The organism is Pseudomonas sp. P108 (genome assembly GCF_032613195.1).
Taxonomy (GTDB): domain Bacteria; phylum Pseudomonadota; class Gammaproteobacteria; order Pseudomonadales; family Pseudomonadaceae; genus Aquipseudomonas.
Map to the genome: position 1 here is coordinate 3426773 of NZ_CP126691.1, position 22973 is coordinate 3449745.

At 51.9% G+C, this 22973-nt stretch carries 20 protein-coding genes; 10 read left to right on the forward strand and 10 right to left on the reverse strand.

Translation table 11 applies throughout. The annotated features are described in order from the left end of the window. The first annotated feature begins 3 nt into the window (after positions 1-3). From QOM10_RS15010 to QOM10_RS15030, 5 genes are all read left to right on the forward strand, one after another. Complete coding sequence (locus tag QOM10_RS15010) at positions 4-1683, forward strand: adenylosuccinate synthetase (protein ID WP_316916375.1); 1680 nt, start codon at positions 4-6, stop codon at positions 1681-1683. Between the two features lie 3 nt (positions 1684-1686). Further along, complete coding sequence (locus QOM10_RS15015) at positions 1687-2337, forward strand: DUF7002 family protein (protein ID WP_316916376.1); 651 nt, start codon at positions 1687-1689, stop codon at positions 2335-2337. 21 nt (positions 2338-2358) lie between these two features. Further along, a complete protein-coding gene (locus QOM10_RS15020) occupies positions 2359-2820 on the forward strand; it encodes an NUDIX hydrolase (RefSeq protein WP_316916377.1) in 462 nt (153 codons plus the stop codon). A 959-nt stretch (positions 2821-3779) separates the two neighbouring features. Next, positions 3780-5291, forward strand: a complete 1512-nt coding sequence (locus tag QOM10_RS15025; protein WP_316916378.1) for a patatin-like phospholipase family protein — start codon at positions 3780-3782, stop codon at positions 5289-5291. Between the two features lie 233 nt (positions 5292-5524). Continuing rightward, positions 5525-6043, forward strand: a complete 519-nt coding sequence (locus QOM10_RS15030; protein WP_109784850.1) for a hypothetical protein — start codon at positions 5525-5527, stop codon at positions 6041-6043. Positions 6044-6693: 650 nt separating this feature from the next. On the opposite strand, the gene QOM10_RS15035 is transcribed toward QOM10_RS15030, so the two are convergent. Then, complete coding sequence (locus QOM10_RS15035) at positions 6694-7680, reverse strand: AAA family ATPase (protein ID WP_109784849.1); 987 nt, start codon at positions 7678-7680, stop codon at positions 6694-6696. A gap of 679 nt (positions 7681-8359) precedes the next feature. After that, the gene (locus tag QOM10_RS15040; protein ID WP_109784847.1) at positions 8360-9097 is read right to left on the reverse strand and encodes a hypothetical protein; all 738 of its coding nucleotides are present in this window, start codon (positions 9095-9097) and stop codon (positions 8360-8362) included. Between the two features lie 885 nt (positions 9098-9982). On the opposite strand from QOM10_RS15040, the gene QOM10_RS15045 reads away from it, so the two are divergent. Then, positions 9983-11050, forward strand: a complete 1068-nt coding sequence (locus QOM10_RS15045; RefSeq protein WP_109784846.1) for an AAA family ATPase — start codon at positions 9983-9985, stop codon at positions 11048-11050. 525 nt (positions 11051-11575) lie between these two features. Beyond that, positions 11576-11896 (forward strand): hypothetical protein, encoded by a 321-nt coding sequence (locus tag QOM10_RS15050; RefSeq protein WP_256594721.1) that lies wholly within the window; start codon positions 11576-11578, stop codon positions 11894-11896. A 348-nt stretch (positions 11897-12244) separates the two neighbouring features. Here the strand turns inward: QOM10_RS15050 and QOM10_RS15055 are convergent, their stop codons facing one another. After that, positions 12245-12709 carry a hypothetical protein gene (locus tag QOM10_RS15055; RefSeq protein WP_109784845.1) on the reverse strand — a complete coding sequence of 155 codons (465 nt, stop codon included), beginning with the start codon at positions 12707-12709 and terminating at the stop codon, positions 12245-12247. A 196-nt stretch (positions 12710-12905) separates the two neighbouring features. Between QOM10_RS15055 and QOM10_RS15060 the strand changes: the two genes are divergently transcribed. From QOM10_RS15060 to QOM10_RS15070, 3 genes are all read left to right on the forward strand, one after another. Beyond that, a complete protein-coding gene (locus QOM10_RS15060) occupies positions 12906-13883 on the forward strand; it encodes a 5'-nucleotidase (RefSeq protein ID WP_109784844.1) in 978 nt (325 codons plus the stop codon). 99 nt (positions 13884-13982) lie between these two features. Beyond that, positions 13983-14639 carry a DUF3223 domain-containing protein gene (locus tag QOM10_RS15065; protein WP_316916379.1) on the forward strand — a complete coding sequence of 219 codons (657 nt, stop codon included), beginning with the start codon at positions 13983-13985 and terminating at the stop codon, positions 14637-14639. A 633-nt stretch (positions 14640-15272) separates the two neighbouring features. After that, positions 15273-15392 (forward strand): hypothetical protein, encoded by a 120-nt coding sequence (locus QOM10_RS15070; RefSeq protein ID WP_256594745.1) that lies wholly within the window; start codon positions 15273-15275, stop codon positions 15390-15392. A gap of 488 nt (positions 15393-15880) precedes the next feature. On the opposite strand, the gene QOM10_RS15075 is transcribed toward QOM10_RS15070, so the two are convergent. The 7 genes from QOM10_RS15075 to QOM10_RS15105 all read right to left on the reverse strand — a co-directional run bounded on the left by QOM10_RS15075 (position 15881) and on the right by QOM10_RS15105 (position 22972). Beyond that, complete coding sequence (locus QOM10_RS15075) at positions 15881-17605, reverse strand: hypothetical protein (protein WP_316916380.1); 1725 nt, start codon at positions 17603-17605, stop codon at positions 15881-15883. A 512-nt stretch (positions 17606-18117) separates the two neighbouring features. Beyond that, positions 18118-18633 carry a cupin domain-containing protein gene (locus QOM10_RS15080; protein WP_150751395.1) on the reverse strand — a complete coding sequence of 172 codons (516 nt, stop codon included), beginning with the start codon at positions 18631-18633 and terminating at the stop codon, positions 18118-18120. A gap of 171 nt (positions 18634-18804) precedes the next feature. Further along, the gene (locus QOM10_RS15085; protein WP_316916381.1) at positions 18805-19230 is read right to left on the reverse strand and encodes a putative quinol monooxygenase; all 426 of its coding nucleotides are present in this window, start codon (positions 19228-19230) and stop codon (positions 18805-18807) included. Between the two features lie 170 nt (positions 19231-19400). Further along, a complete protein-coding gene (locus tag QOM10_RS15090) occupies positions 19401-20117 on the reverse strand; it encodes an SDR family oxidoreductase (RefSeq protein ID WP_316916382.1) in 717 nt (238 codons plus the stop codon). 82 nt (positions 20118-20199) lie between these two features. Further along, complete coding sequence (locus QOM10_RS15095; protein WP_127927671.1) at positions 20200-20685, reverse strand: AAA family ATPase; 486 nt, start codon at positions 20683-20685, stop codon at positions 20200-20202. A 179-nt stretch (positions 20686-20864) separates the two neighbouring features. Next, complete coding sequence (locus tag QOM10_RS15100) at positions 20865-21764, reverse strand: DMT family transporter (protein ID WP_316916383.1); 900 nt, start codon at positions 21762-21764, stop codon at positions 20865-20867. A 128-nt stretch (positions 21765-21892) separates the two neighbouring features. Then, positions 21893-22972 carry an SDR family oxidoreductase gene (locus tag QOM10_RS15105; RefSeq protein ID WP_316916384.1) on the reverse strand — a complete coding sequence of 360 codons (1080 nt, stop codon included), beginning with the start codon at positions 22970-22972 and terminating at the stop codon, positions 21893-21895. Position 22973: the final 1 nt, after the last annotated feature.

A 22973-nucleotide genomic window follows, 5' to 3' on the forward strand; every position in this document is an offset into this window, starting at 1 on the left:
CGCATGGAAACTCGGCAGATTGTAGTGATCAGTGGCAAGACCTGTAGCGGCAAGAGTGGATTAGCCAGTTTGTTGGAAAAGCAGTTTGGCTTCGCCGTGGTTTGTGATCGTCGAGCCATTGAAGATGCCGAGTGGCGCCTTCGAATGGATCAGCCGGACATTCTTGATCGGCGACGTGATTTGGATACGGCAGCGCACGAGCAGTGGATGCTTCTGGAAACTCAGGCGATGTGCGCGAGTGAGAACGATGACAGACCATTAGTCGTCGATCACTTGGATACGCTGGCACAGGTGCTGCAGTTTCGACAGGCTTTCGGTGCCAACTTGGTACATGTGCACCTCTACGCTAGCGATCCAACGCTTCAGGGACGTTACGCGAAGCGCGTTGAAGGACTCACCAGCCCTCCTGTCTATGAGGATGTGAATCAACTCATGGATCCGGATGAGATCGAAGCGCTCAAGCAGGATGCAGACGTTCGCATCTACACCGAACGCTCAGATTCCGAGGACACATTGGTGCGGGTCGCCGCTCGCTTGCACCTCTTCACACCGCCTGAAATTCGATGTGTGGATGTTCTTATTGGCGGGCAGTACGGAAGCGAGGGCAAAGGCAATATTGTTGCTTACCTGGCTCGCGAGTACGATGTCATGGTTCGCGTGGGTGGCCCCAACGCTGGACACACCGTGGCGAGTGCCGTCGGTACGTTTACCTATCATCATCTTCCCTCAGGGTCGCGTGAAGTGACTGCACGGCTACTCCTTGGCCCTGGCATGACTATCAGGTTGCCGGGCCTTTTGAAGGAGATTGAAGCTTGCGGTATCGGGGCAGACCGGTTGTTCATCGATCCTCAAGCAACCATTATTGAAGATGAAGACATCGAGACGGAGAAGGAGGGGCATCTGGTGTCGACCATCGCTTCTACTGGAAGCGGAAGTGGGGCAGCGGCTGCGCGGCGTATTCTGAATAGAGGTAAAGCGATAAGGCTCGCGCGGGATGTTGATGAGCTTCGCCCTTACGTGGGGATTCCTGGAAAATATCACGGATGCACATCAGACAGACTGGAGGAGGCCTACCGCAACGGTAACTCCATTCTGCTGGAAGGAACCCAGGGGAGCGGGCTGAGTATTTTCCACGGTGACTATCCCCATGTGACGTCCAGGGACACGAATGTTGCAGGATGCCTCGCTGAAGCGGGGATATCACCCAGCAGGATCCGCAAGATCCTTATGGTGATTCGACCTATGCCTATCCGCGTTGGCGATCCGGATGGGGATCAGGGACACACTTCCGGGATGCTCAAGCATCCGACGACTTTCGATGAGATTGCAAAGTTTGCAGATCTCGAAGCGGACGCTTTGAACGCTGCCGAGAAAACCTCCACCACGCACCGTGACCGTAAAGTTGGCTGGTTTGAATGGGATCAGTTTCGCAAAGCCTGCGCGCTGAATGCCCCGACCGACATCGTCCTGACTTTTGCAGATTACCTCCAGTCGACGAATCGTAATGCTCGCCGGTTCGAACAGCTTGATTCTGACACGATCAAATTCGTGGAGGAACTTGAGCGGGTGTCTCAAGCGCCTGTCTCGCTGATTAACACTCGCTTTACCAGAGACCCGGATCCCAGCGATTTACGTTCGCTGATCGATCGGCGCAACTGGACGGCGCGCTCTGGCAGGAGATAACAGATGGATCTGAACAAGCTGATCGAGCTTTATCCCCGGGTTTACCATATGGCTGAGAGCGGAGCTTGGGACAGTATTCGTACCCATGGGCTTATGAGCGCAACGGCAGTCCTTGATCATCTCGCCATCGAAGGGGGCGACCGCGCCCGGTTCGAGAGCGAGCACCGCAATCAGAAAATGGATGTGAGGGCAGGGCACCCTTCCAACATTGTGCTTCGTGATCAGAAGCCCATGCCTGAGAGCAGATTGATACAGGCCCTCACGGACGGCACAACACCACGCCAGTGGTATGAGTTGATCAACCACAAAGTCTTCTTTTGGGCTGAGGAACAAAGGCTGCATCGTCTGCTCGGCGCTCGCGATTACCGCAGGCTCGAACACGATGTTCTGACGCTGGATTCGGCGACTTTCATTCCGGCGTATGCCGAAGCCATATGGTTGTGTCATATGAACTCGGGCAATACCTGGCCTATGCCGCATCGTCGCGGTACAGAGATCTTCCGTAGAATTCCAGATTATCCTGTGAAGCGTTCAGGCAAACCGATCAAGACGGTGGTCGAACTGGTTGTTGATTACTCCGTCCCCAACATTGCTGAATATGTGGTGGACGTTCGGCGAATGCGGGGTAGTGAGGTATTAGAGGTCATTGGTTAGCGCAGATACAACGGGGGACTCATGCCGCGACACCGTTTAGCCTCTCGCATATTGTTGATTAGCCCGGCTCATCGATTGCTGCTTTTCAAGATCGATTACAAGACCGGCGCTTTGGCAGAGATGAGCTACTGGGCGACACCTGGCGGACAACTCAGACGCGATGAGTCTTTTGAGGAGGCGGCAGTGCGCGAGCTCCGGGAAGAGACCGGTGTTGGTGTCCAATCCGTTGGCCCATGCATCGCACGCAGAGAGTTCTTATGGCAAATGCCCGATGGGGAGTCTGTGCTCGCGGTCGAGAACTACTACGTGGTGCATGCCGGCGCCGAGAAGTGCTCCTCTGCCGCATGGAGTGATCAGGAGCGCAGGGTCGTGTGTGAGGTGAGGTGGTGGTCGCAAACCGAACTGTCGAGGTGTGACGAGGATATTTACCCGCCGGATCTGACAAGTCTGTTCGCCGAGGCATTGCTCACCGGCGGCGGGTGAACCCAGCGAATCACCTCGGTCAGTCGATTTGCCTCAGGTTACCGGCCTGCGCTCGTAAAGCGTTGCAGCAGATCGCGGCATCCTCAACCTACCGCTAGCCTACTTTTATTGTGAGGATGACGAGACGGCTCATCTGCTCCAGTGTTTTCACTGCCTGAAAAAAGATGATCGAAAACAGGTGGTCGATTTGGCTGAGAGTCTTGCTTTCAATCACTGATGTCTGGATCGGATAGAAGTTTTGTAGTCACTTTACCCCCACGCTGGTGGGGCAAGCAGATCACCCTGCTTTCGGTCTGCCATTGTAGGAAATAACGCTGCCGCCGGCCTGATCTATGATCTGCACCTAACCGCTGACTGGAGTAACCCTGTTGAGTCGCAAAAAGGCGGTGTCACTGGGAGCGTGAGGGGCTTCAATCGGTGGTTGATAACGCAAGAAAGCATGCCGAAGCAGGTTGTCCAGACTTTACGGAGAGTGATCCTGCTACCTTCGACGCGGACTTTGTTATCAATAAAAAGCGAGAGGGACTGAGTGTCGCGCAGGCGCTTGAGGCACTGGTCGCATTCAAGCGCAGTCCCAGGTCATAAGCTCACTCGCTACTAGCTGTAGGCGCAGGTTGCCATGACATCCATTCTGAAGCCCAACGTGAACATTTACGAGCAACACACCATTCAATAACGCCCATGCGCGCAATGTGTCCAGCAACTGAGTCAAGTTATCTGTCGGCAGAATAGCTCCTTTGAACTTGGTCGAAATTTGACAGGGTAACGGAAGCGTTTTAGAGGTGGGATCCAATATTTTCTGGTTTTTCTGGAGCGCTGTGCTGACTGTCGATAGAATGATGGCTGTTTGATCTCAAAAAGACAGCTCCCTGGCTAACCATACAGCCATTTTTCGCGTACGCAGCAATCCCATGTACGCGCACCTTAAAATGCGTTAGCAAAAGGTAATCTCGTTCAAAATGGTTGATAAAAACGAAGTGCAACACAGCATCAAGGAAATTTTTCTGGTTATGCAGGGTGGCGGCGCCAAAGGTGTTGCCCATGCAGGTGGGCTCATCGCAATCGAAGAAGAGATGCTGAGTATTAAGGGGATCGCTGGCACATCTGCAGGCTCCATTGCAGCAGCGCTAGTGGCAGCAGGGTACACAGGAAAGGAACTCGCAGATCCGAAGGCTCAGAAGCACCTGTTTCTGCGTCCGCCCTTTGGAACAGAGGAGGGGAGTTTGCCCTACAGCAAGCCTACCCAGCTTTTCACTCCACTAGGATGGTTCGTCCTCAGAATTCTCAAAACTATTCCTGGTGTGCCCAATCGGATTTTATCTCCGTTTTCGAACAGGTGGGCGTTGTACTGCTGGTGGATTTTAATATTCGTGGTGTCTGCTGGTGCATTAGGTTGGATGACGCTTTACGAACCAAAAGCCCTACGAGCTCTTCCGGCAATCATCTGGCAAAGTCTAAAGTTCGCCGCACCTTGGCTTTTGCTCGGGCTGGTTTTTCTTTTCGTGTGGGGGTTATGGGGCATCACGTCGGTTAGAAATGTCCGCAAGATAATCGATCGGGTGATTGCAAAAAAGCTGTCGGATCGGCTTAAGCTCGCCGGAATCAATAAAGACTGCAACATTACCTTTGCAGACATGGATCTAGTTGGATGTCCGCCACTCAAAATCATTGCCACCAACACCGCTACGGAGAGTTTGGAGCTATTTTGTGCTGAGCGCACGCCTGATGTGGCGGTTGCGGATGCCGTGGCAGCGTCTATATGTCTTCCGATCATCTTCAAGCCCAAGAGACTAATTTTTACTCGTAGAACACCGTTTGCTGACTTGAAGATGAAGGGCAAATTTCTTGATGGTGGGCTTGTTTCGAATCTTCCCGCGTGGGCGCTGGATGAGGAACGGTTGCTGCATCCTGGTGTTCCGACGATCGCTTTGAGTCTGTCGCCGCCTGCGCCGGTCAATAACAAATTCTGGTTCGCAGCGCTTACGGGCACTGTGGTCAATGGTTCGAGCGAGGTACATACTCGCACGCCAAACAAAATTCTTACCGTTGCGCTGGAAACCAATGCGACCTTGCTGGATTTCGACATGCCGGCGACTTCAGTTTACGCAGAGGTGGCTGCAGCTCAAGCGAGGGTCACGAAAGAGCTTTCCGTAGCTCTTCGTGGCCCGGTGGTGTTGCAGCAGGCTGTCAGTGAGCTGCATAAAGAGCTCCAAGCTATTCTCGACGCTTTCAGAAATCATTTGTACTACCCCAATCCTGGGAAAGATCGAATCCGCATTGGTATTAGTGTTCAGCGGGGGAACTCGATGAAGACGCTTTCTACGGCATTCACGGCTGGCTATCGTAAGGCTGATCCTGATGGGGAGCTAACTGTGTTACTAAAGGATAGTCATGCAGGAGCGGCGTGGGCAGATGGCGCGGTTATCGTGGATGACTTTGGCAGCGGCACGGCTCCACGCTTCCCTGTCTAACCGCGAGCATGGTCTGCAAAAACCTGGTTGCTTTGTTTACCAGTGACTGGCGCGACGAAACCTGAGCAGAAGGCGCGCCCCATTGTCATCACGATAGATAGCAATGTTGCGTTCAATCGCGCTTCTCCTAATTTCAATCAGCACTATCGTGAATTTTGTACTTTCATTACGGCATTGGTAGAGGGCTATACTGAAAGCATGGATCTGGCGCAATACGCCCAGGGGGCAAACACATGGCTTTGAAAATAAGTTTTTCGGACGGGGTTATCAAAGAGGTCTCCGATGCGGAACTCGCTCGCATCGGTGAACAACTCAAAGGAGTTGTGTCAGAGAATTTTGGTAAAAGTCGGGTTCGAGACATGATCAGTGATGGGCTTGAGCTCCGTCGCTTAGGCGATGTGCTTGAATCGGATATTGGGGGGGATGAACGTAGAAGGCTTGAGGTAACGTTCTACTCCTTAGCCGATAAGATCCGGCGAGAAAGCCAAGAACTCGCTGACAGACAAGAACGCGAGAGTCGGCCTCAGTGGGTCATCAATGGCTCATACAAGGGGGCTGAGGTTATGAAGCCAGAGCAGCACAGAACTGCTGATGGCTCTGTTTGTTGGGTCATTGATAGCCCTAAATCGACTCGATTCCAAGGCGCGACCGCTTATAGAGACGAGTCGGGTAGGCTATTGGGCGGTGGCCATGTGAAGGTCAAGCAGGGACGTTTGAAGCCCGACCCTGATTCATTGGCCATGGATCGTTAACTCCAGATCGAGCACAGCGTCCAGTTAGACTCCAACATCTTCTGAATAAGGGCCTTAGGTTATACCTGAGGCTCTTTTTTTCTGATGGAGCATCAGGTCGTGACCAGTTGCTCGAAAATATTCAAGGCCAGGAAATCATCACATCCATCACGGATGCAATTGGGCAGGATTTTTTCATTCCATCCTTCGGCATCGATTACATCTATCGACGTGCCTCGGCGGAGGCTGCTGGGCACGTGCAGGGCCGCCTAGGATTGCTGGTGATCATTTCAATAAACTCCAGTATCTCCCTCACTACTGGTGAGGTGCTGCGCCCCGGCATTCTCTGTTTCAATTCGATTCGAAGACCGTCGTGGTTTTTGAGGTTAAACGAGCTAGTGAGACTGAGCGACAGACCTTTACCGAGCTTGTAGGTTGCACTCTTTCAACCTCCCAGCCTGTCATTTCGTCTGGTGTCAATCACCGCGCCACCTACGCACAAGCGTCTGCCGAAGACTGCTACCGTTCGACCAAGTCACCCTCAAGATTGCCAGAGCAAGATAGATGGTCTACCCATATACCGGTGGAAACCACGGTTCCTATGGTTTTTATTGGGCGATATTTTGCTTGGACGCATACCGTCATGGGGCTAACTACCGAGACGTCTGCCGTCAGTAAACACCTTCTGCCAGATCGAGCAGCTTGCTCAATGGGGCGGTTTTTACACTCTGCATGACATCGAAGCTGTCCATGACCCCGCCACCCAGCAATTCGAGCAGGTGCTCAAACAGCTTGTAGTGGTGGTGCTTCTGATCAAGGTTTTGCCAATCGCTAAGGGCGTCTTGGGGAAGTACAGCACTTGCAGATACAGATTGGGGGATGAAGAAGGGGCAGAACATGTCTGAGGTTACGTCAAAGCCATCAGCGCGCGCCGTACTGGCGAAATCCATGCTCATGAAGGATGGGCGGTGCAGAAGCTGCACCGGGGCATGGAATACATTGCTGTCGATGAAAGCCTTGAGAGACCAGTTATCCATGCTGCTGCTGAACTCGCCAGGTACTACGTAGATCGCGGGCCGGAACTGTCCCAGAAAACCTGTAGGATTCACCTGAAGCCGGTCTTCAGATTTTTCCGGGGTAAAGAATGAATCACGAGCGACGCCGTTGCTCACGTCCACGATTACTATTTCGCCAGCAACTGGCTTGTAGGCCAAAATCTCATCCAGACTGAGTTCAGGGCAATTAATGCGGAGTGCTTCCAGTCGATTTTTGGTCGTTCTACCGGCTCGAACAGATAGAGGGTAATCCGCATAGATGTAAGTGCTTTTCAAGCGTAGGGATTTCGCGATGACGGCGAGGTTCCTTGACACTGTGGTCTTGCCTACTCCGCCTTTCAAATTGCTCACCGCAATGACTAGCCCTTCGCTGGGGAGCCGCACCCTGACATCATCCTGAGTCATCAGCTTTGAGCGCACCAGCTCGGCGAGCCATCCCATCAAGAAAGGGTCAACCGGCCTCGTTCCACTGAGCCAACGACTGATCGTTTCGGGGGCCGTTCGTTTGCCGTCTTCCCGAAGCCCGCTGACCTTCTCGGCTAACGCAACGCCGCTGAGATCGAGATATTTCATGGCTCGCTTGAGCAACACCGCATTCATCATGAATGATCCTTGGTCATTTTTATGATTTAAAAGAATGACCATAGGTCAACATTTCAAATGCTGCCAGTCGATGATGGCTCCGTGCGGAATTAAGAGGATGCCGGCGAGGGGGGGGGAGTGTGATTGCGGATTTTATGGCGGATTTGGGGGAAGCTTGGAGTCCATCAATGAATACCATCAGAGAGCACCACGTCGGCAAATTCGGTTAGGCTCCTGTAGCTGTTCAGCTTTACCGGCGATGCTGTGGGTGTTAACCCTCTCCGGGATTTCACGGATCAGAGATTCATCGGCGTATGAATGCCCTGTGAGGATGTGGCCGTTGCGGAAAGCCCATCAGGGCTTAGAAGGCGGGAAGCGGACTGGTGGCCTCTTGCGCAGGTTGGACAGGGTGACATCCACTTTCAGCGACGTGGTACGCGTGGACTTTACTTGGACTTTGCCTCCAATGATGGGCTTATGAAGTGTAATCAGGGTAAGCGTGCCGGTTTCCTGTTCGACCTCGACGAAGACGTCCCAACCATGCTTATCAGCACTGCTTTTATTGGCGGTCACTCCATCGACGGAGCAGAAGCCCATAAAAAATCTGATCACCCGCTCCTATATCACCGATAAAATCCTCTGGCTTTCCGTCTTTACCAATCTGCTTTCCTCATCTGAATCGCTGGCTGAGGGCTTCCTGCTATCCCAATCGCGTAATCCCATCGGAGCTATACAGTTCCTTTCGCTCTTGATCCTGTTTTCTGCGTAGTTGCGGATGAAAGACATAGTCCGATGGCAAGGGTTTAAGAATCGTGAAGGTCAGAAGGGGGACAGAAATGAGGGCTAAACACAGGTAAAATGGCTCTTGATATCCCTTGGTGAGCCACAGGATCAGCGTCTCAGTGCCAGACACATAGCCTGTCAAAATATTCGTTGTGGTCAACAGCAGCAATCCGATGATGAGAGTCGAAGCTTGTCGTTGATCGTTCAGTCTGCGGATCCAGAGGGCCTTCTTTTCACGATAGATCGCCATCAAGAAGTCATCGCTTGTGCGTAATGCTTCCGTGTGCAAATAGCCGATTGATACTTGGCTGGGCCCGGCGTCGGGTTCGCTAAAAGCGCTCAAAAGGAAATCAGGCGAAAATTCGAATATAAATTTCCTCAGAAGCTCATAAAACAGTGGGATGACGAACGACACGGTGAGGCCGAATCCTGCCACTGCCAAGAGGAGGGCGCCTATCGATTCCCATATTTGTGTGCTGCCCGTCGTAACCGACAGCAAATTCTTGTGAAGAATCCAAGCTAGCACCGCATCGGCATACAGGGCGATGTAGATCAACTGGATACCCCATTTGAACTCCCAGGCCTTTTCTATCAAGCCAATGGAGAAAGCTTGACCGGCATCGACCTTGCTTTTGCCTTGAGCTTCTTCTGTCATTCCAATCTCCTTTAGATATATACATGTTGATGGGTGGTTCATCAGGAACCCGCTGTGAGCGACGTGCTCGCTGGCGTTGGCGTCGTTTAGGGGCGAAGTGTAATCACTCCAAGCAATGGGGATTTCTCTGAAAGTAGGTGGTTGGGCGCTTCAATCGACCCATTTTATTATGCGGACAGAGGCGCGCAGGAAGAACGGTGTGAGCGCCAAAATCCCCACATGTTCTTCTTCGCTGCTGCGACGTTGATCTCTACAGCGTCTACGATCGCTGCAGTTGGATGGCAGCTGTCGGCCTCTAGCTGCGACAGAGTCCGCTTTAAAATTTTTCAGGCCATCGCAAACCTCTCTTAACTTGAGCCCAAAGCATTTTCACGAAGTCGTTTAGCGGCGCTACCGAGCGATAGCTTAGCGCATCGTAATTTGCTGCTCGAAAGCACATCATCTTGCCAGTGTTTGTAAAAATGAATGGCTGCCAGCATGCGACTCACTTCTAAGTTGCTATAACGTTAGCCCTTACTGCCATCGTGATCAGAGTTAATCGGTGCTCTTACAATCCACCAGCTCCTAGTCGGTGTCGAGCCGACACGAGTAGGATTTTCTCACTGACATTGAGAAATCGTGCACTCCACAATGGCCGCCCCGCAGATTTCAGTTTTGAACTCAACCGGAACTCTCCTTCGGAAAAATAGCCGGATGATGGGTCGTACCCGATAAATGTCCGGAATTATCTACGCATTCCTTCTCACCCAATTCTTCGTTAGGCTCGTTTGCGCTGCTTGACCTTAAGGCGAATGCCTAGATGGTTTTTGTCAATAGGAGGGCGCTTCATCTGTTCGCATGGCCATTGCAAGTATAGGCTTGGTAGAAATCTAGAGGGGCAAAGCAATGAGTGATGTGATTAAGCCAGAAGAATTAAAGGCACTGAGATTGTCGAGAGGTTTATCGATCAAAGATGCAGCAGATTCAGTGGGACGAGACTATCGAACTTGGCAGGGATATGAGGCGTCGAGTGATTCAGAATCTAGGATAAAAATAAAACCTGAAGTCCTTGGTAAGTTTTTCCGGGCTCACAAAATATTTTGGCCCTGCGCGAAAGTTATCAGTGTTACGGCATATAAGGGAGGTGTGGGGAAAACGCCGATTACGGTTGTTGTGGCTGCAGCATTTGCATCAAAGGGCTTTAAGGTAGCTGTCGTCACCAATGATCCAGTATTCCGTAGCTCCAGCGAGAGCGAAAAGGCACACATGAAGGCTTCTGGTAAAGTCGCAGGTTCAGTCGACTTCTACGATGAGGCTGATATCGTCATGTATCAAGGTGAAACGCAATCAATCAGAGCGGTGGTGGAAAAAAATCAGCAAGACCAATATCGCTCGGTTTTCAGCGATGATATTGAAAGGCTGGCTCGCAAGGAAGTTTCTGATATCGAGTTTGATAATCTGAAGAAAAACTATGATCTTGTTTTTCTGGATATTAATCATAGTCTTCCTCAGACTCTGATAAATTCCGACATAATCGCTTTGTTAGTCGATGCTGCCTGTCCTTTTTCTTGCGCGAGCTCAAAAAGATACTGCAACAAAATTAGAGAGTTGAATAACGGGTCGTTAGGGGGCGTGCATGTCTTGCTGACAAATTTCACCCCTATACCTAAGCTGTGCGGTCTAACCGATAAAGAAACTCCAGAGCTAGAAGAGATGTTGGGATTGCTGGTGTGGCGTTCAGAGTTTGCCGTGAAAAACTATAAAAGACTGAAGGGGTTGGAAGTACCATTTTTGCGTTCAAAATTCTCTTCTGAACATGAATACCATATCGATCAGTATGACGAAGGCCGATCTTTCGATGATTCGTTTGGTTATTTTGATACCGTTTTGGATATTGCTCCTGACTCACTCGCTGCGATCGAAGTTCATGATGTCGCTGAAGAGCTTGAGGGGCTTTTATGGTTGCAAGGCTGAATGTTTTTTTGCGCCAAACAGAAGTGAAAGTAGCAAGCCAGGTTTAAGTTTCCAAGGTGCGGTGCTGAATCACATCGACCCTGTGATGATTTGAATGTTCTGTCTTGAAGGGAAATGCAAATTTAGTTGCCTGCTGCGCGAGTGACCTAATCAAAAAATTAAGTCTTCAATCCCGCCTGCTCGGTTAGGACATTTTAGTCAGGTGAATCCCAATGCTGGCATTTCTTGTAAAAAGCTCAAATCCTTCAATGTGATCTGGAAGCCTGACGGTTTGCCGCTTGGCCCCCCCAACAGGATATGCGCAGGAAGATCATGAAGGCATGACTTGATTAGTAGTAAAAAATCGCTCATCTTGTGTCCGTCGAGCGATTTACCCCTATATATGGGGCTTGGCACCGTTCCCCATTAGGGTAGGTAAAATTCAGCGAGTGATCACGCAACGTCGCCAAACATACTGTTACCACTCGCTCTCGAAGCCAAACGGTTGAACAACCTGACTTCAGTGCGCGCATTACATCGAACTGCGTGCTGTCGCGTCAAATTAATGTGACACGCGGTTCGATGCGCGTATTTGGTCAGGCCATTAATCTCAAATATAAAGGTATGACCATGAGCATCAACGCTAAACAAACAAGCTCGTCTATTGCTTCCCTGGCCTCCGCCGTTCTGCGCGAGCCTACAGCTTCCGAGGCGGCTCTTGAGCTAGCTGGTTCGGCGCTCTCTCAAGCATCTCCTGATAAACAAACTGGTGAGCGTATGCAGGAACTCGCTGGTCAGATCCTGAGTGAGGAGGGTCACAGTGAAACCGTCTTGAGCTTGGCAGGTTCTGTTCTTTCTCAATCGTAATCCTGCGTGGTTTTAATCGCCCCGTCTTGTGCGGGGCGTTTTGTTTTCATTTTCTTCAATCGACCACGGGTGAAAGAGCGACTTAGATCTCTGACCCTAAAGCACCAAAGCGCGGCTGAGACCTCTGATCCCAAAACAGCAAGGCCCGGATGCAGAGTTCCGAGGAAAACCAAGAGACAAGAGGCAACACCTTTTCACAAGAGCACCATCCGGCAGAATTCGAATCCAAGTTTTTAGGATTTGCCAAAACCCTCTTCATCATCAATTTCGCCGCAGACTTTGGCTTCAGGGCGCCTGACAGGTTATCTCCGCTCTCAAGGGCGTTGCCGTCAACATCAGTACCTCCTTCTATTCGCCTACATGTTCAGTGCTCGCACGCCTGCGATTTCGAAGGGGTAATTTCTTCACGAAGTCGCGAAACATCATGTTGAACGAATCGAAACCAGGCCAATAATTTTTATTTTCCTCGTCGTCATAGTCATAACCGAGTGCAAGTGCTTGGTCTTGATAGCCCAATAGCGGCCAAATAAGGTTGAAACGCTCCCGCCAAGTTTCAGCTCGCACAAGAGCACAGGCAGTCTTCCAGTCCAATGACGCCAGATTTATCAACGCATCGGAAACGTTGCTTTCATGGATAATTTCGTCCCACTCATCTACGAGCGCTCGCATTTTGTCGAACACACATAATATCCATCCGATCGTTTGGAATTTACACTCGCGCACTGACTGCGGAACCTCACCTAAGTCATTAAAAACCACAAAAGCCATTTTGATATTTTCTGAATGTTCAACGTGAATGGAATAAGACTCCATTGCACAACTCCTTTTTTATTGTTGTATGAACAAACTAACAGGGTAGATTTTTACTTTGCAAGATACTTTCGCTTGACAATCATCAAATGTTATATATAAAAGTAAATACTTGAATCCTGCGCGTTAGCGATAGGCTGCTTGAATGACACAGATTGACTTAACCCTGATAAACCTGTTTTTTAGTTGAGTGATAAGAATGCCCTATGACCTGGAAAACCGTTTGGTAATAGGCGTGGCTTCCAGCGCCGTTTTCGACTTGGTGGCATCGGATGCCGTGTTTCAGAGTCAAGGAGAGGAGGAGTACCGCAAATTTCAGCAAGAAAACCTTCACATCCCCCTTCCAAAAGGGATAGCTTTTCCCTTCATTAAGCGTTTGCTGTCGGTGAATGACTTGAGCGTTGATCCAGAGGATCCGCTAGTAGAGGTCATTCTTCTTTCGCGAAATGATCCTGACACCGGGCTGCGCGTACTGAAGACAATCGAGCACTACGGGCTTGGGATGACTAGGGCGATTTTCATGCAAGGAAAATCCCCTTACGAGTACATACCGGCACTGAATATCGCTCTGTTTTTGTCTGGTGACAAAAAAGACGTGGAGGCTGCTATTAAGGCGGGTTATCCCGCAGGGCAGGTGCTCGACTCAAAGTTCGAAGACGACGACGCTGACAAAACCCTGCGTATCGCATTCGACTTTGACGGCGTACTAGCCGGCGATGAATCCGAAACGATCATGCAGGCCTCTGGCCTGTCAGTGTTTCATGCCCATGAAGTGAAGAACGTCATGGAGCCGCATAACCCTGGGCCGTTGAAGGAGTTCATGGTGCGGATTTCCAAGATCCAATCGGTCGAGGAGAGGCATAAAAAGCAAAACCCGAAGTACGAAAACCGTATTCGCGTTTCGATCGTCACGGCGCGAAATGCGCCGTCTCATGAGCGTGCGATGAATACCCTCAAGAGTTGGGGCGTCATGGCCAACGACGCTTTCTTTCTGGGTGGCATCGAGAAAGGCAAAATTCTGGCCGTGTTGAAACCGCACATTTTCTTCGATGACCAATCCGGGCATCTTAAATCGACCAGCGCGGTTGCTCCGTCTGTACACGTTCCTTTCGGCATTACCAACAATGTTACAACAGAGGATGTGATCGCGACTGAGGCTGATCAGGCAGTGGTGTAAGGCAACGACCTGAGGTTTATTGCGACTCCTCTGACGGGGGCTGCCCGCAGCGTCTGTGATTGCGACTCGGATTTACCGATGAGGTAGGGAGACTTCTGAATGTTCTGGTTGGGGCCGTTTGAGTACAAATCCAAAAAAGAGCTGCTGGATCGACTCAAAGACTACCTGCATAGCGCACCAACAGGCGTAATCACCAACAAGCTCGCAGTCAAAAAAATGCACCTACTCATAGCAATGCATTCTGAGGCGAGCAGAAAAATTGGTGTCGGCATTGACCACTTCAAGATCGTGAGAAGTGTTTTGGGAGCGGGTAGGGGGATCAAACTCGTTCGCACCGATGGCAGTGAAGAAGGCTTCTCCTATAAACGCTGCATTACCGGTGTCGTCCAATCGCCACATGGCAAGGTGTGTGAGGCATTGAGGTTTGTTGTGCGCTCTCAATTGATCGCGTTTCGTGACGCGCTCGGAATTCCGGTGATGTGCTCGGTGAAAGGGGCGATCATCACAGATCGAAAGAATTTACACATCGATCACAAGGAACCGTTCTGGATTCTGCTGGAGCGATTTTGTCACGATCGCCAGGTCGATCTGACCACTCTTGAAACGTACGCAAATGGAGAGAATTTGGCGTTGGTCAATCAGAAGGTGTCTTCAGAGTTTGAGGAGTACCATCGTCTGCATGCTGCGCTTCAGCCATTTTTGAAGGCAGCCAATGTAGGAGGGCGGAGTGGGGGCAATATGGGAGCAAGGGTGTAGCTGATACAGAAGCCAAGTTTAGATCTACACTCAAGAGCGACAAACTCCCAAATTATCTGTCAGCTCACGGCAAGCGAAGTAGATCCTTGGAGAAAAACATATGAAACTTTATTCAATGGTAATTGATCACTCACCTATCGACATCGTGCCTGCTGACCAGAACTCTGGATCCCAGCCATACTTGACGGTCATAACTGATCAATTAAGCGGGACTATTGTTTACGTAAGTATTACTTCACCCAAGACTCCGGCAGAGGGAAACGATAGCGATCCCGACCTATAGTATTTGCTACACCCGCGACAAGGACGGGGATCTCCAGCGCCCGCGCGCCACTGTACTCAGGCTTTTCAGCGCTCCTGGGTTAGATGAGCAGATAACTCTAAAGCCGGGTTACCTGGCCCCTGCCAAGCTGACATGGAACTGCCCAGGGTAGGTGTGTCGCGCGGGGCATGATTTGGTAGTCTCGATCTTCTCTAGAGATATCACGTGAAGCAACCGCGCGGCCGAAACTGGTGGCCAGCTGCTGCGCGTCAGATATCACGCCGCTCAAGCGATAGAACGACACCCTCGATCAATTACTCGACCATCGAAGTGTTCGCGCCTTCACTGACCAGCCGCTGCCTGAAGGCACGATCGAGACGCTCGTCGCATCCGCGCAGTCGGCTTCTACCTCCTCGAATCTGCAAGTTTTGGGTGTCGTGGGCTGTTCAGGCTGGCGAGCGCAAGAATCGGTTATCGGCCCTTGCAGGTAATCAGGCCTGCATTCGCCACGCGCCGCTGTTCGTCGTGTGGCTTGCTGACCTCTCCACGGTTTCAAGAATTGCCTTCCTTACCTGGAAAGCCTGTTGATGGAGACGATTGCCGCAGCCCTGGCCGCCCAGAATGCCGTGGTAGCACTTGAATCGCTCGGCCTCGGTAGTGTGTACATCGGTGTAATCCGCAGCGACATCGAGGGCATGCCAAAGAGCTGGAATTGCTCCCCAGGCCTATCCAGTTTTCGGGCTATGCGCTTGGTAACCGACCGAATAAACGGCCGGCAAAGGTGAAGTCGAGATTGCCACAGAGCGCTGTTCTTCATCACGAAACCTACTCGGCCGCCGGCGAGGAGGGCGCGCTCGCTGAATGCGATGAGCGCCTGAGTGCGTTCTATCAGCGTGATGGCAGGGGTCGAGGAGGGGACTTATCCGGTCATCCACTACCGATGGACGTCTTGCACGACTCTTTTAGCTATCCTGCAGACCTAGTCCATCAGACCAGAAAAAATATTAAGCTTGACCGATTCAATCACCAATAACGAATTATAAACGTTATAGCACCAGTCCATGATTCGGCCTGCCCGAATACCACTTTCTTTATCGCCGCCAGAGATTCGGAACGGAGTCCAATCCGGATTTGGCAGTACGCCCGGATCTCCGACGCCCAGCCTTGTCTGCGGATAGTTACCAGTCCAGCTCGAAGGCGGTGCGAGACAAAACTCGTAAAACTCCCGAGCATCAAGCGGGGTCAACGAGTAGAAGCTTTTGTGTTTGACACACACTGACCACAGTAGCAGTTTCTCAAGCGCTATCAGTTTTAACCGATCCGCACTACATGATCGGTATGCCCGAAGTATCTCTAAAGATTCCAGTGCTATCTTGCAGCAATTAGCTGGAAAACACCTTGATACATACGCTTGCCCCTGAGTCGTTGAAAAAAGGAGCACTTCTCTTTGTTGCATACCAAATAATGGAGGCGGGCGCTCCTGAGTATGATAACCCGTGTCCAGATCCGCAGAATCTTGGTGATGGACGGCCCTACGTGATTTCGAAACCTGCTTACGCTCCCAACTCAATCGGTACTGGCGCGAGCTTTCGCTTCCGGAGGGAGCGGGGGCAGGTGCAGGTGCAGGTGTATCAAGCTGACTGATACGAAAACCCACTGCTCGATCAAGTAGTTCGCTAGGAGAGCGTCCCACTCCCGGCATTTTGGGCAGTCTCCACATTAGTTTGTCGAGTAAGGCTTCCGTGAGTATTGGATCGCCATCGTCCAAGGAAGGTATGGAGCTCAAGCCCAGACCATTCCTGTATCTGATTATCGAGTCTATGAGGGCCTGGGGTATCGCGATGTTGTAGTCTCGCATATCACCTCGCATGGTGAAGTGCGGATCGCTAGAACCCATCGATGAAAAGCACGCCATTGAAAAGTGACTGCGCTCTGAGCGCCACTCTTTAAAGCTGAGGCGAAGGTGATAGCAGACCGAAAACACGAACAAACTACGCTCAGAAACCTTGCTGGCTGGCGTCAGGTTTGCGAGGTATTGAAGGTACTGTTGGGCTTGGGAGTCATCCTGGCCACTGAACGGCGCTCGCGGTGCTTTATAAAACTCGGAGCTCGATAGCCTGGGCTGTACACCCAAGTCCGAGCTTAAATACTTGAAGAATCGGTTAGTCACGTATCCACGTGCCGGATCTGCTATCGACTGTAAGAATGGCTTCCAGTCCTCGTTATGGCGTTCGGTACCTTTATCGATGACAAACCTTTCATTCCGGCCGCCAATCCAAGCCACCGGTGGCCGCGCGCAGAAGGCGCTGAATGCCCTTAGATCCGGTGCGGAAAATTCGCTCAGTGGCTTCCTTGCGATGCAAATCGCCCAGAGGACGAATTTTTCTAGGAAAACCACGATGCGAGATTTACTGCGTATAGAGGAAGGAAGGCTATCGGCATAGCGGCAAAAATGCTCGTAGGTTTCGACTGCGCCTGTTTCGGCTGGGAACAAGGCCAGGTAGCCCAAGATCAGGGTCGCTTGGGATGTGGAGCGCTCATCGGCTTCGGCACGATGTGCGGTTTCACCACGGTTTGTGAGGATTGATCTCGGGAACACCTTTACGTCCTTGAAGGGGGGCCGTTTGGAACGATGCACCGGCACCAATGTAGCTAAGTCAGCAGATTTGGCAATCCGGGAGGACGAACACATCGCGAGGCGCAATATTTTTCCGTTTTGGCTCCGACAGAGACGCCCAGACGCAGAAAATGCGCTTTTAAGAAAAGTAGGAATTTTAGTGGGTTAGGTGTGACAGAGATTGGAGTCGGAATATTTTTCCGTTTTAGTTTCGACATTTCAGAACGGGAAAAAACGAGGGATTTCGTCGGCCGAGCCTCTAAACGTTCCGTTTTGATACCGACAGTGGCCAGCCCGCATCTCTGGTATCAGATGAGCTGTCGGGAGCAACACGTTGAAGAGGGAGCGTTTCCGGTGATGCGACAGAACTCCGCTTTTGTTTCAACGTTTACAACTTGAGTGAGAGTCGCGTCTGCAAAGCGGGGTTTTGGTTTTAGGCAATTGCCGCTCTGCAAGGGCGCATAGCGTAATACATGATTTAACATAATATACATTACACGTAACAAGATGTTGCGAGATCAGCCCGGTTGCACAGTGGATTTCAGCCTACAGAATCGACCTGAATCCGATCCACTGCTTTTCCTTGAATTCGACGGCGCTCAACCCTCATCACGCGTCAGCTTTTCAATCAGCGTTCGATGCTGTGGAAATTGTTGCGTGAGTTTCTGCCGATCACCCATTTCCATATCGGCAAAATCAAATCCTGGCGAAACGGCTTCGCTGATCAGCCCAAATCCGTTTTCGCCTTCGAGCAACCGCGAAGCTTTCCATAGTCCACCCGGTACGCGTAATTGCAAAAGCTGTCCTGCCAGAATGTCGGCGCCCATCACCAATGTCTGCAACGAGCCGTCAGCATGAATCAGGCTGTACTCAATGGCGTCGCCCAGGTGGAAATAATGCAGGATGTCGGATCGATTGAAATGAAACTGGCCCACCGGTGATTGCTGATCCAGCAGATAGTAAATCGAGGTCATCAGATACCGTGGACCGCTGGGGGTTTCGAGTGGGACGCGATGATCGGCCTGATAGGTTCTACGGAAATAGCCACCTTCGAGGTGAGGCTGCAGATCCAACGTTTTAATAATGTCTTCAGCTTTGGCTTCACACATGATCATGGGCTCTTCTCCGTCAAATATGCCGCCAATTTACGTTAACTCGACTAAACGACCATTTAGTGTAGTTAAACGTGAACCGTAAGGTCTGCGTCGAACTCATCCCTTTTCATCACTTTCCTCCATTTAAAAAGCCAGCCCGCCCAGCGCGCAAATCTCTTTCGAACTGGCCTGTTACGGCGCAGGCCGGGGGCTTAGCTCGATTGGCGCGGTTTCAATCAAGCGCTTCGATACAATCATCGACTGGGTTGTGGCAGCGTACTTTTTGAAGTGCGGCGATTCGATATGGCTTCGGTATGCCGAATCGCTGGCGTAGATTTCGAAGAAATGAAACCAGTTCGGGCGGTCGACTTCGGCGACGGCGTAGATTGATATGACGCCCGGCTCTGTTCGAGTCGACTCTGTGATCTCTTCCTTGACTGCGGCTTGATAGGCCGCAACCTGTGCAGGATCGATTTCGAGTTGCGCGATGCGCACCACCAAGCCATTTTCCTCGGCGGCCAGCGCTTGTCCTGCCAGTAATCCAGCCAATGCCACCACTCCTAATAAACTGGCGAGAAAGTAGACAAAGTCTGCGACGTTGGCGCGGCTTACATTCATGAGGCCTCACAACTTGAAACCGGGATGGAAGCCGGACGAGCGACCACGTCAGATGATTCTACGGATCACGTAAGCGTATTTTGATGAGTTTCCCTCATTAAACTGTCGCATCCGACTCATCAGTTAAATTCCATGATCGGGAACGAAGGCCGGAAATCTTCTTCGTATCGCTATTTGCCACCGAGACTCCCTCCCCCATCGACGCTGATCACCTGGCCGGTAACGAAGGATGCTCCCTCGCTCAGCAGGAAGGTAATCAGCGAGGCCACTTCTGATGGCGTGCCCAGTCTTTGCATCGGAATGGTGGAGAGTATCTGACGCTCACCCTCACTTCCCACGGGACGGTTTTTTCGGAAAAGCTCGGTGTCTATGGGGCCCGGTGCGACTGCATTGACCGTAATGCCAATGGGCGCCAACTCAAGTGCCCACGTACGCGTGACCCCCACCAATGCACTTTTTGCGGCAGCGTAAGCGGTTCTGTCCCGGGCTCCAAAAATGGCACGGCTGCAGACATTCACGATGCGTCCCGCAGACGATCGCTTCAGAGACGGCAGGCAAGCCTGGGTGATTTGTACCGAGGCTCTGACATTCAGGTCAAAAACGTTTTGGAGTGTTTCGAGTTCAAGCGTTTCCAGGCTTTGCGCAGACGCAACACCTGCGTTATTGACGACGGCATCAATAGAGGTCCGTTCCAGGAGTTTCTCAAGCATTTTCCTCGTTTGCTGAGCATCGATTAAATCACAGAGCAACAGCTTCCCGGGAAAATCATCAACCGGATGCCTGGCGATGCCGACCACATTCCAGCCTGCCTGATTCAACTGAGTACTGAGTGCAAAACCGATCCCTTTGGTTGCTCCAGTGACCAGTGCAGTTCGGCTGTTGTTCATGGTTACCCCTCTCATCAACGATCACCTGCGACGCCAGAAGCAGACGTTCCAGATAACTCACTCCAAGAAATATGCCCGCCCTTCAGTATCGGTGAATTTCAATCCGTATCCCCTCATTCGTATCTGGAGCACGAAAGTAGCTCGTTATCAAATCGAACTCAGCGTCGCTTGCTGTAAACTCATGCTCGGCGCGGCCATTGCGCCGATGTAGCCTGCCCCGACAGGTCTCATCATCCACTTCGATGTAGTGGAAACAGTGGGGAATTTCGGCAGCGTCAGCCAGACCGCGTAACCACAGCCGATCCTCTGGCGTGTTGGCCGGGAAATCCAGAACCACAGTCACGCCAGCCTTCAGCACATCGATGACAAGCGGGCCCACCAGTGCCCGAATCTGACGCGCAAGCCTCACGTAATCGGCCACTGATTGGATCTGATCAGGGTAAAGCCTTGAGAGCCAATGATCCTCACTCATCAAAATAGCCGACCGTTCAAACGCCAAGGACTTGGCCAACGTCGATTTACCGGATGCAATCTTGCCTGACATCAAATGAAGCATTGGTTTGGTCATGGGGGACTCCTCCTTGTCGAGTTCTGATGATGTTCATTGAAAAGCATCGAAGCAACCGCATACCCTCCACTGTCAGCTTTAGACTGGGCCCGGTTTTTCCAGCCAGAACTTCAGCCTTTCTTGCTTTTCTCTTCATCGTATTCTTCTTGGACCGCACGTAATAAGGATCCGAAATAGCCTCACTCGGTCGAAGGGACGGAAGCTTTGCTGCCCAAGCGTATGAGCTCATTGGAGAAACACAGGCCGACTATGATCAGCACCGCTCCCGCGTAGAGGCTTTCGCGCGGTACTTCATTGAGCGCCACAAACGCCAGCAGCGCGGCAAACAGTGGCTCGGTCAATTCCAGCGCTTGTACTTGGGATGGCTTGAGATACTCGATGGCCTTGGTTGTGCAGAAGAAGCCCAGGATTGTCGGCAGCGTGGCCAACGCCAGCAACGCGGCGATCGCCATCGGCGACAACTCGCCTATTACAAAACCATCGGCGGCAGCCGGCATCAGCAAGTACAGGCTGCCAAAGAACAGCAATTGGCGGGTGAAGTGCAGTCCTCCCGACACCCCCATACGCTTCATAGCCACCGAAAAGGCTCCATAGCCGGAACCGGCCACGGCGGCGAGCGCAGCACCTTGCAGTGTAAAGCCCTGCTGCAGGTCGCCGCCGAAGATTACCGAGATTCCGGCGATAGCCAGTGTGGCGCCAACAGTAGCGTTCGCGGTGATCGCGTCCTTGAGGAAAATGCGCCCCAGAATGATCGAGGAAATTGACGCGCTGGCCATCAGCACCACCACAACACCTGCCGCAGCGTAGTGTCGATAGGCGGACGTTTCGAAATGGAACAGCACAAAGATGCCAAGAAACGCGCAGATAGCCGCCTGCGTCCATTTGGTCGATGTCGCCGGGCGCTTGAGGAAAAACAACAGAATCGAGAGAAGCACGCAACCCAGTACGGTCTTGATGACAGCAACACTGGTAGAGGTGAAACCATTACTCATGAGTATTTTGCTGAGTACCCCGATCGTTGCGTTCAGTGCCGCAGCGGAGAGTGCAAATATGACGCCTTTCCTGAAAGTCGATTGCATGGATGACGATCCCTGTCGCTGAATGGTCGTTCGATAGAAAGCCGCCCTGTATCGACGGCGCAAAGTTTGAGGACACGAACAGCCGACTAATACCGATAGAGTGCTATTCGCCGTCATGTCGCCAACGGTCAGAGGGCCTGGCCTTTGGCGATGCAATACGAGTTGACGAACATGGCAGTGTGCTGCAGAGACTGACGTATATCCGGTTTGGCTATTCCATGTCTGTTGGCAAATTGCTCAACCGCCGCCGTATTAAAACGAGTGGTCTGGATAAAATCCAGGGCTTCGGGTTTTGAATTCAAGAACCTCGCTACGGGAGGAATACTCAGTAGCAGCTTCAGTAATCGAATTGAAATGTGATGCTTGGGAGACTTTAATCCCAACGGTTGTGCAGCCTGTGCCAGGAGCTCTCGCAGGTTTGGCGTCTGGTCATCAAGCGCCAGCAGTTCCTGACCCACCATGGCAGGATCAAACGCACAAACTGCCACCAGTTCAGCCAGGTAATCGACGGTGACCAGTGGCAGCCAGTGCCTGGCGGTGCCGGGCACCGCAGTCAACTTGCCCTGCACAAGGTTGCGTATCAGCTCCACCAGCGGCTGACCGTCAAGGATATGCCCCGTGCGGCTGTGGCCACAGACCGTCGCAGGGTGGACAACTGTAATCTGCCCGCCCTTGGCTGACATGACCTCCAGGGTCGCAAAATGCGCCTCCAGCTTGCTTCCCTCGTAACCACCGACACGCCGGTAGACGGCAGGCCAATTCGTCCGTTCCGGATAGCGAGGGTCAATTCCGATGCGTTGTAGATGTTCATGATTTTTCAGCATGTAGCCGCCGATCATCACTAAACGGCTTTTTTGCTCAGCCGCCAACAGCGCCACGCGCTTCGCCCCTTCTACGTTCACCGCACGAGAGTGCTCCACTGAAAGCCCCCATGCGAAGTGCGCGCCCAAGTGGAACATGACGCTGGCGCGCCTCAGCACTTCTCGGTCAGCGGCGCTCAGCCCGAGGTTGTCTTGTTCCAGATCGCCAGCGACGGCGAATACCCGGGTTGCGCACCCGCCCAAATGATCGACTTGCTCGCGCAAGGCCGCCAGTCGCTCCGGGCGACGCATCAACACCCGAACGGTGTGACCTTTTGCACTCAGGTTCGCCACTAAATGTTGACCGACGAAACCCGTCCCGCCTGTGACAAAGCACTCCACGCTCATT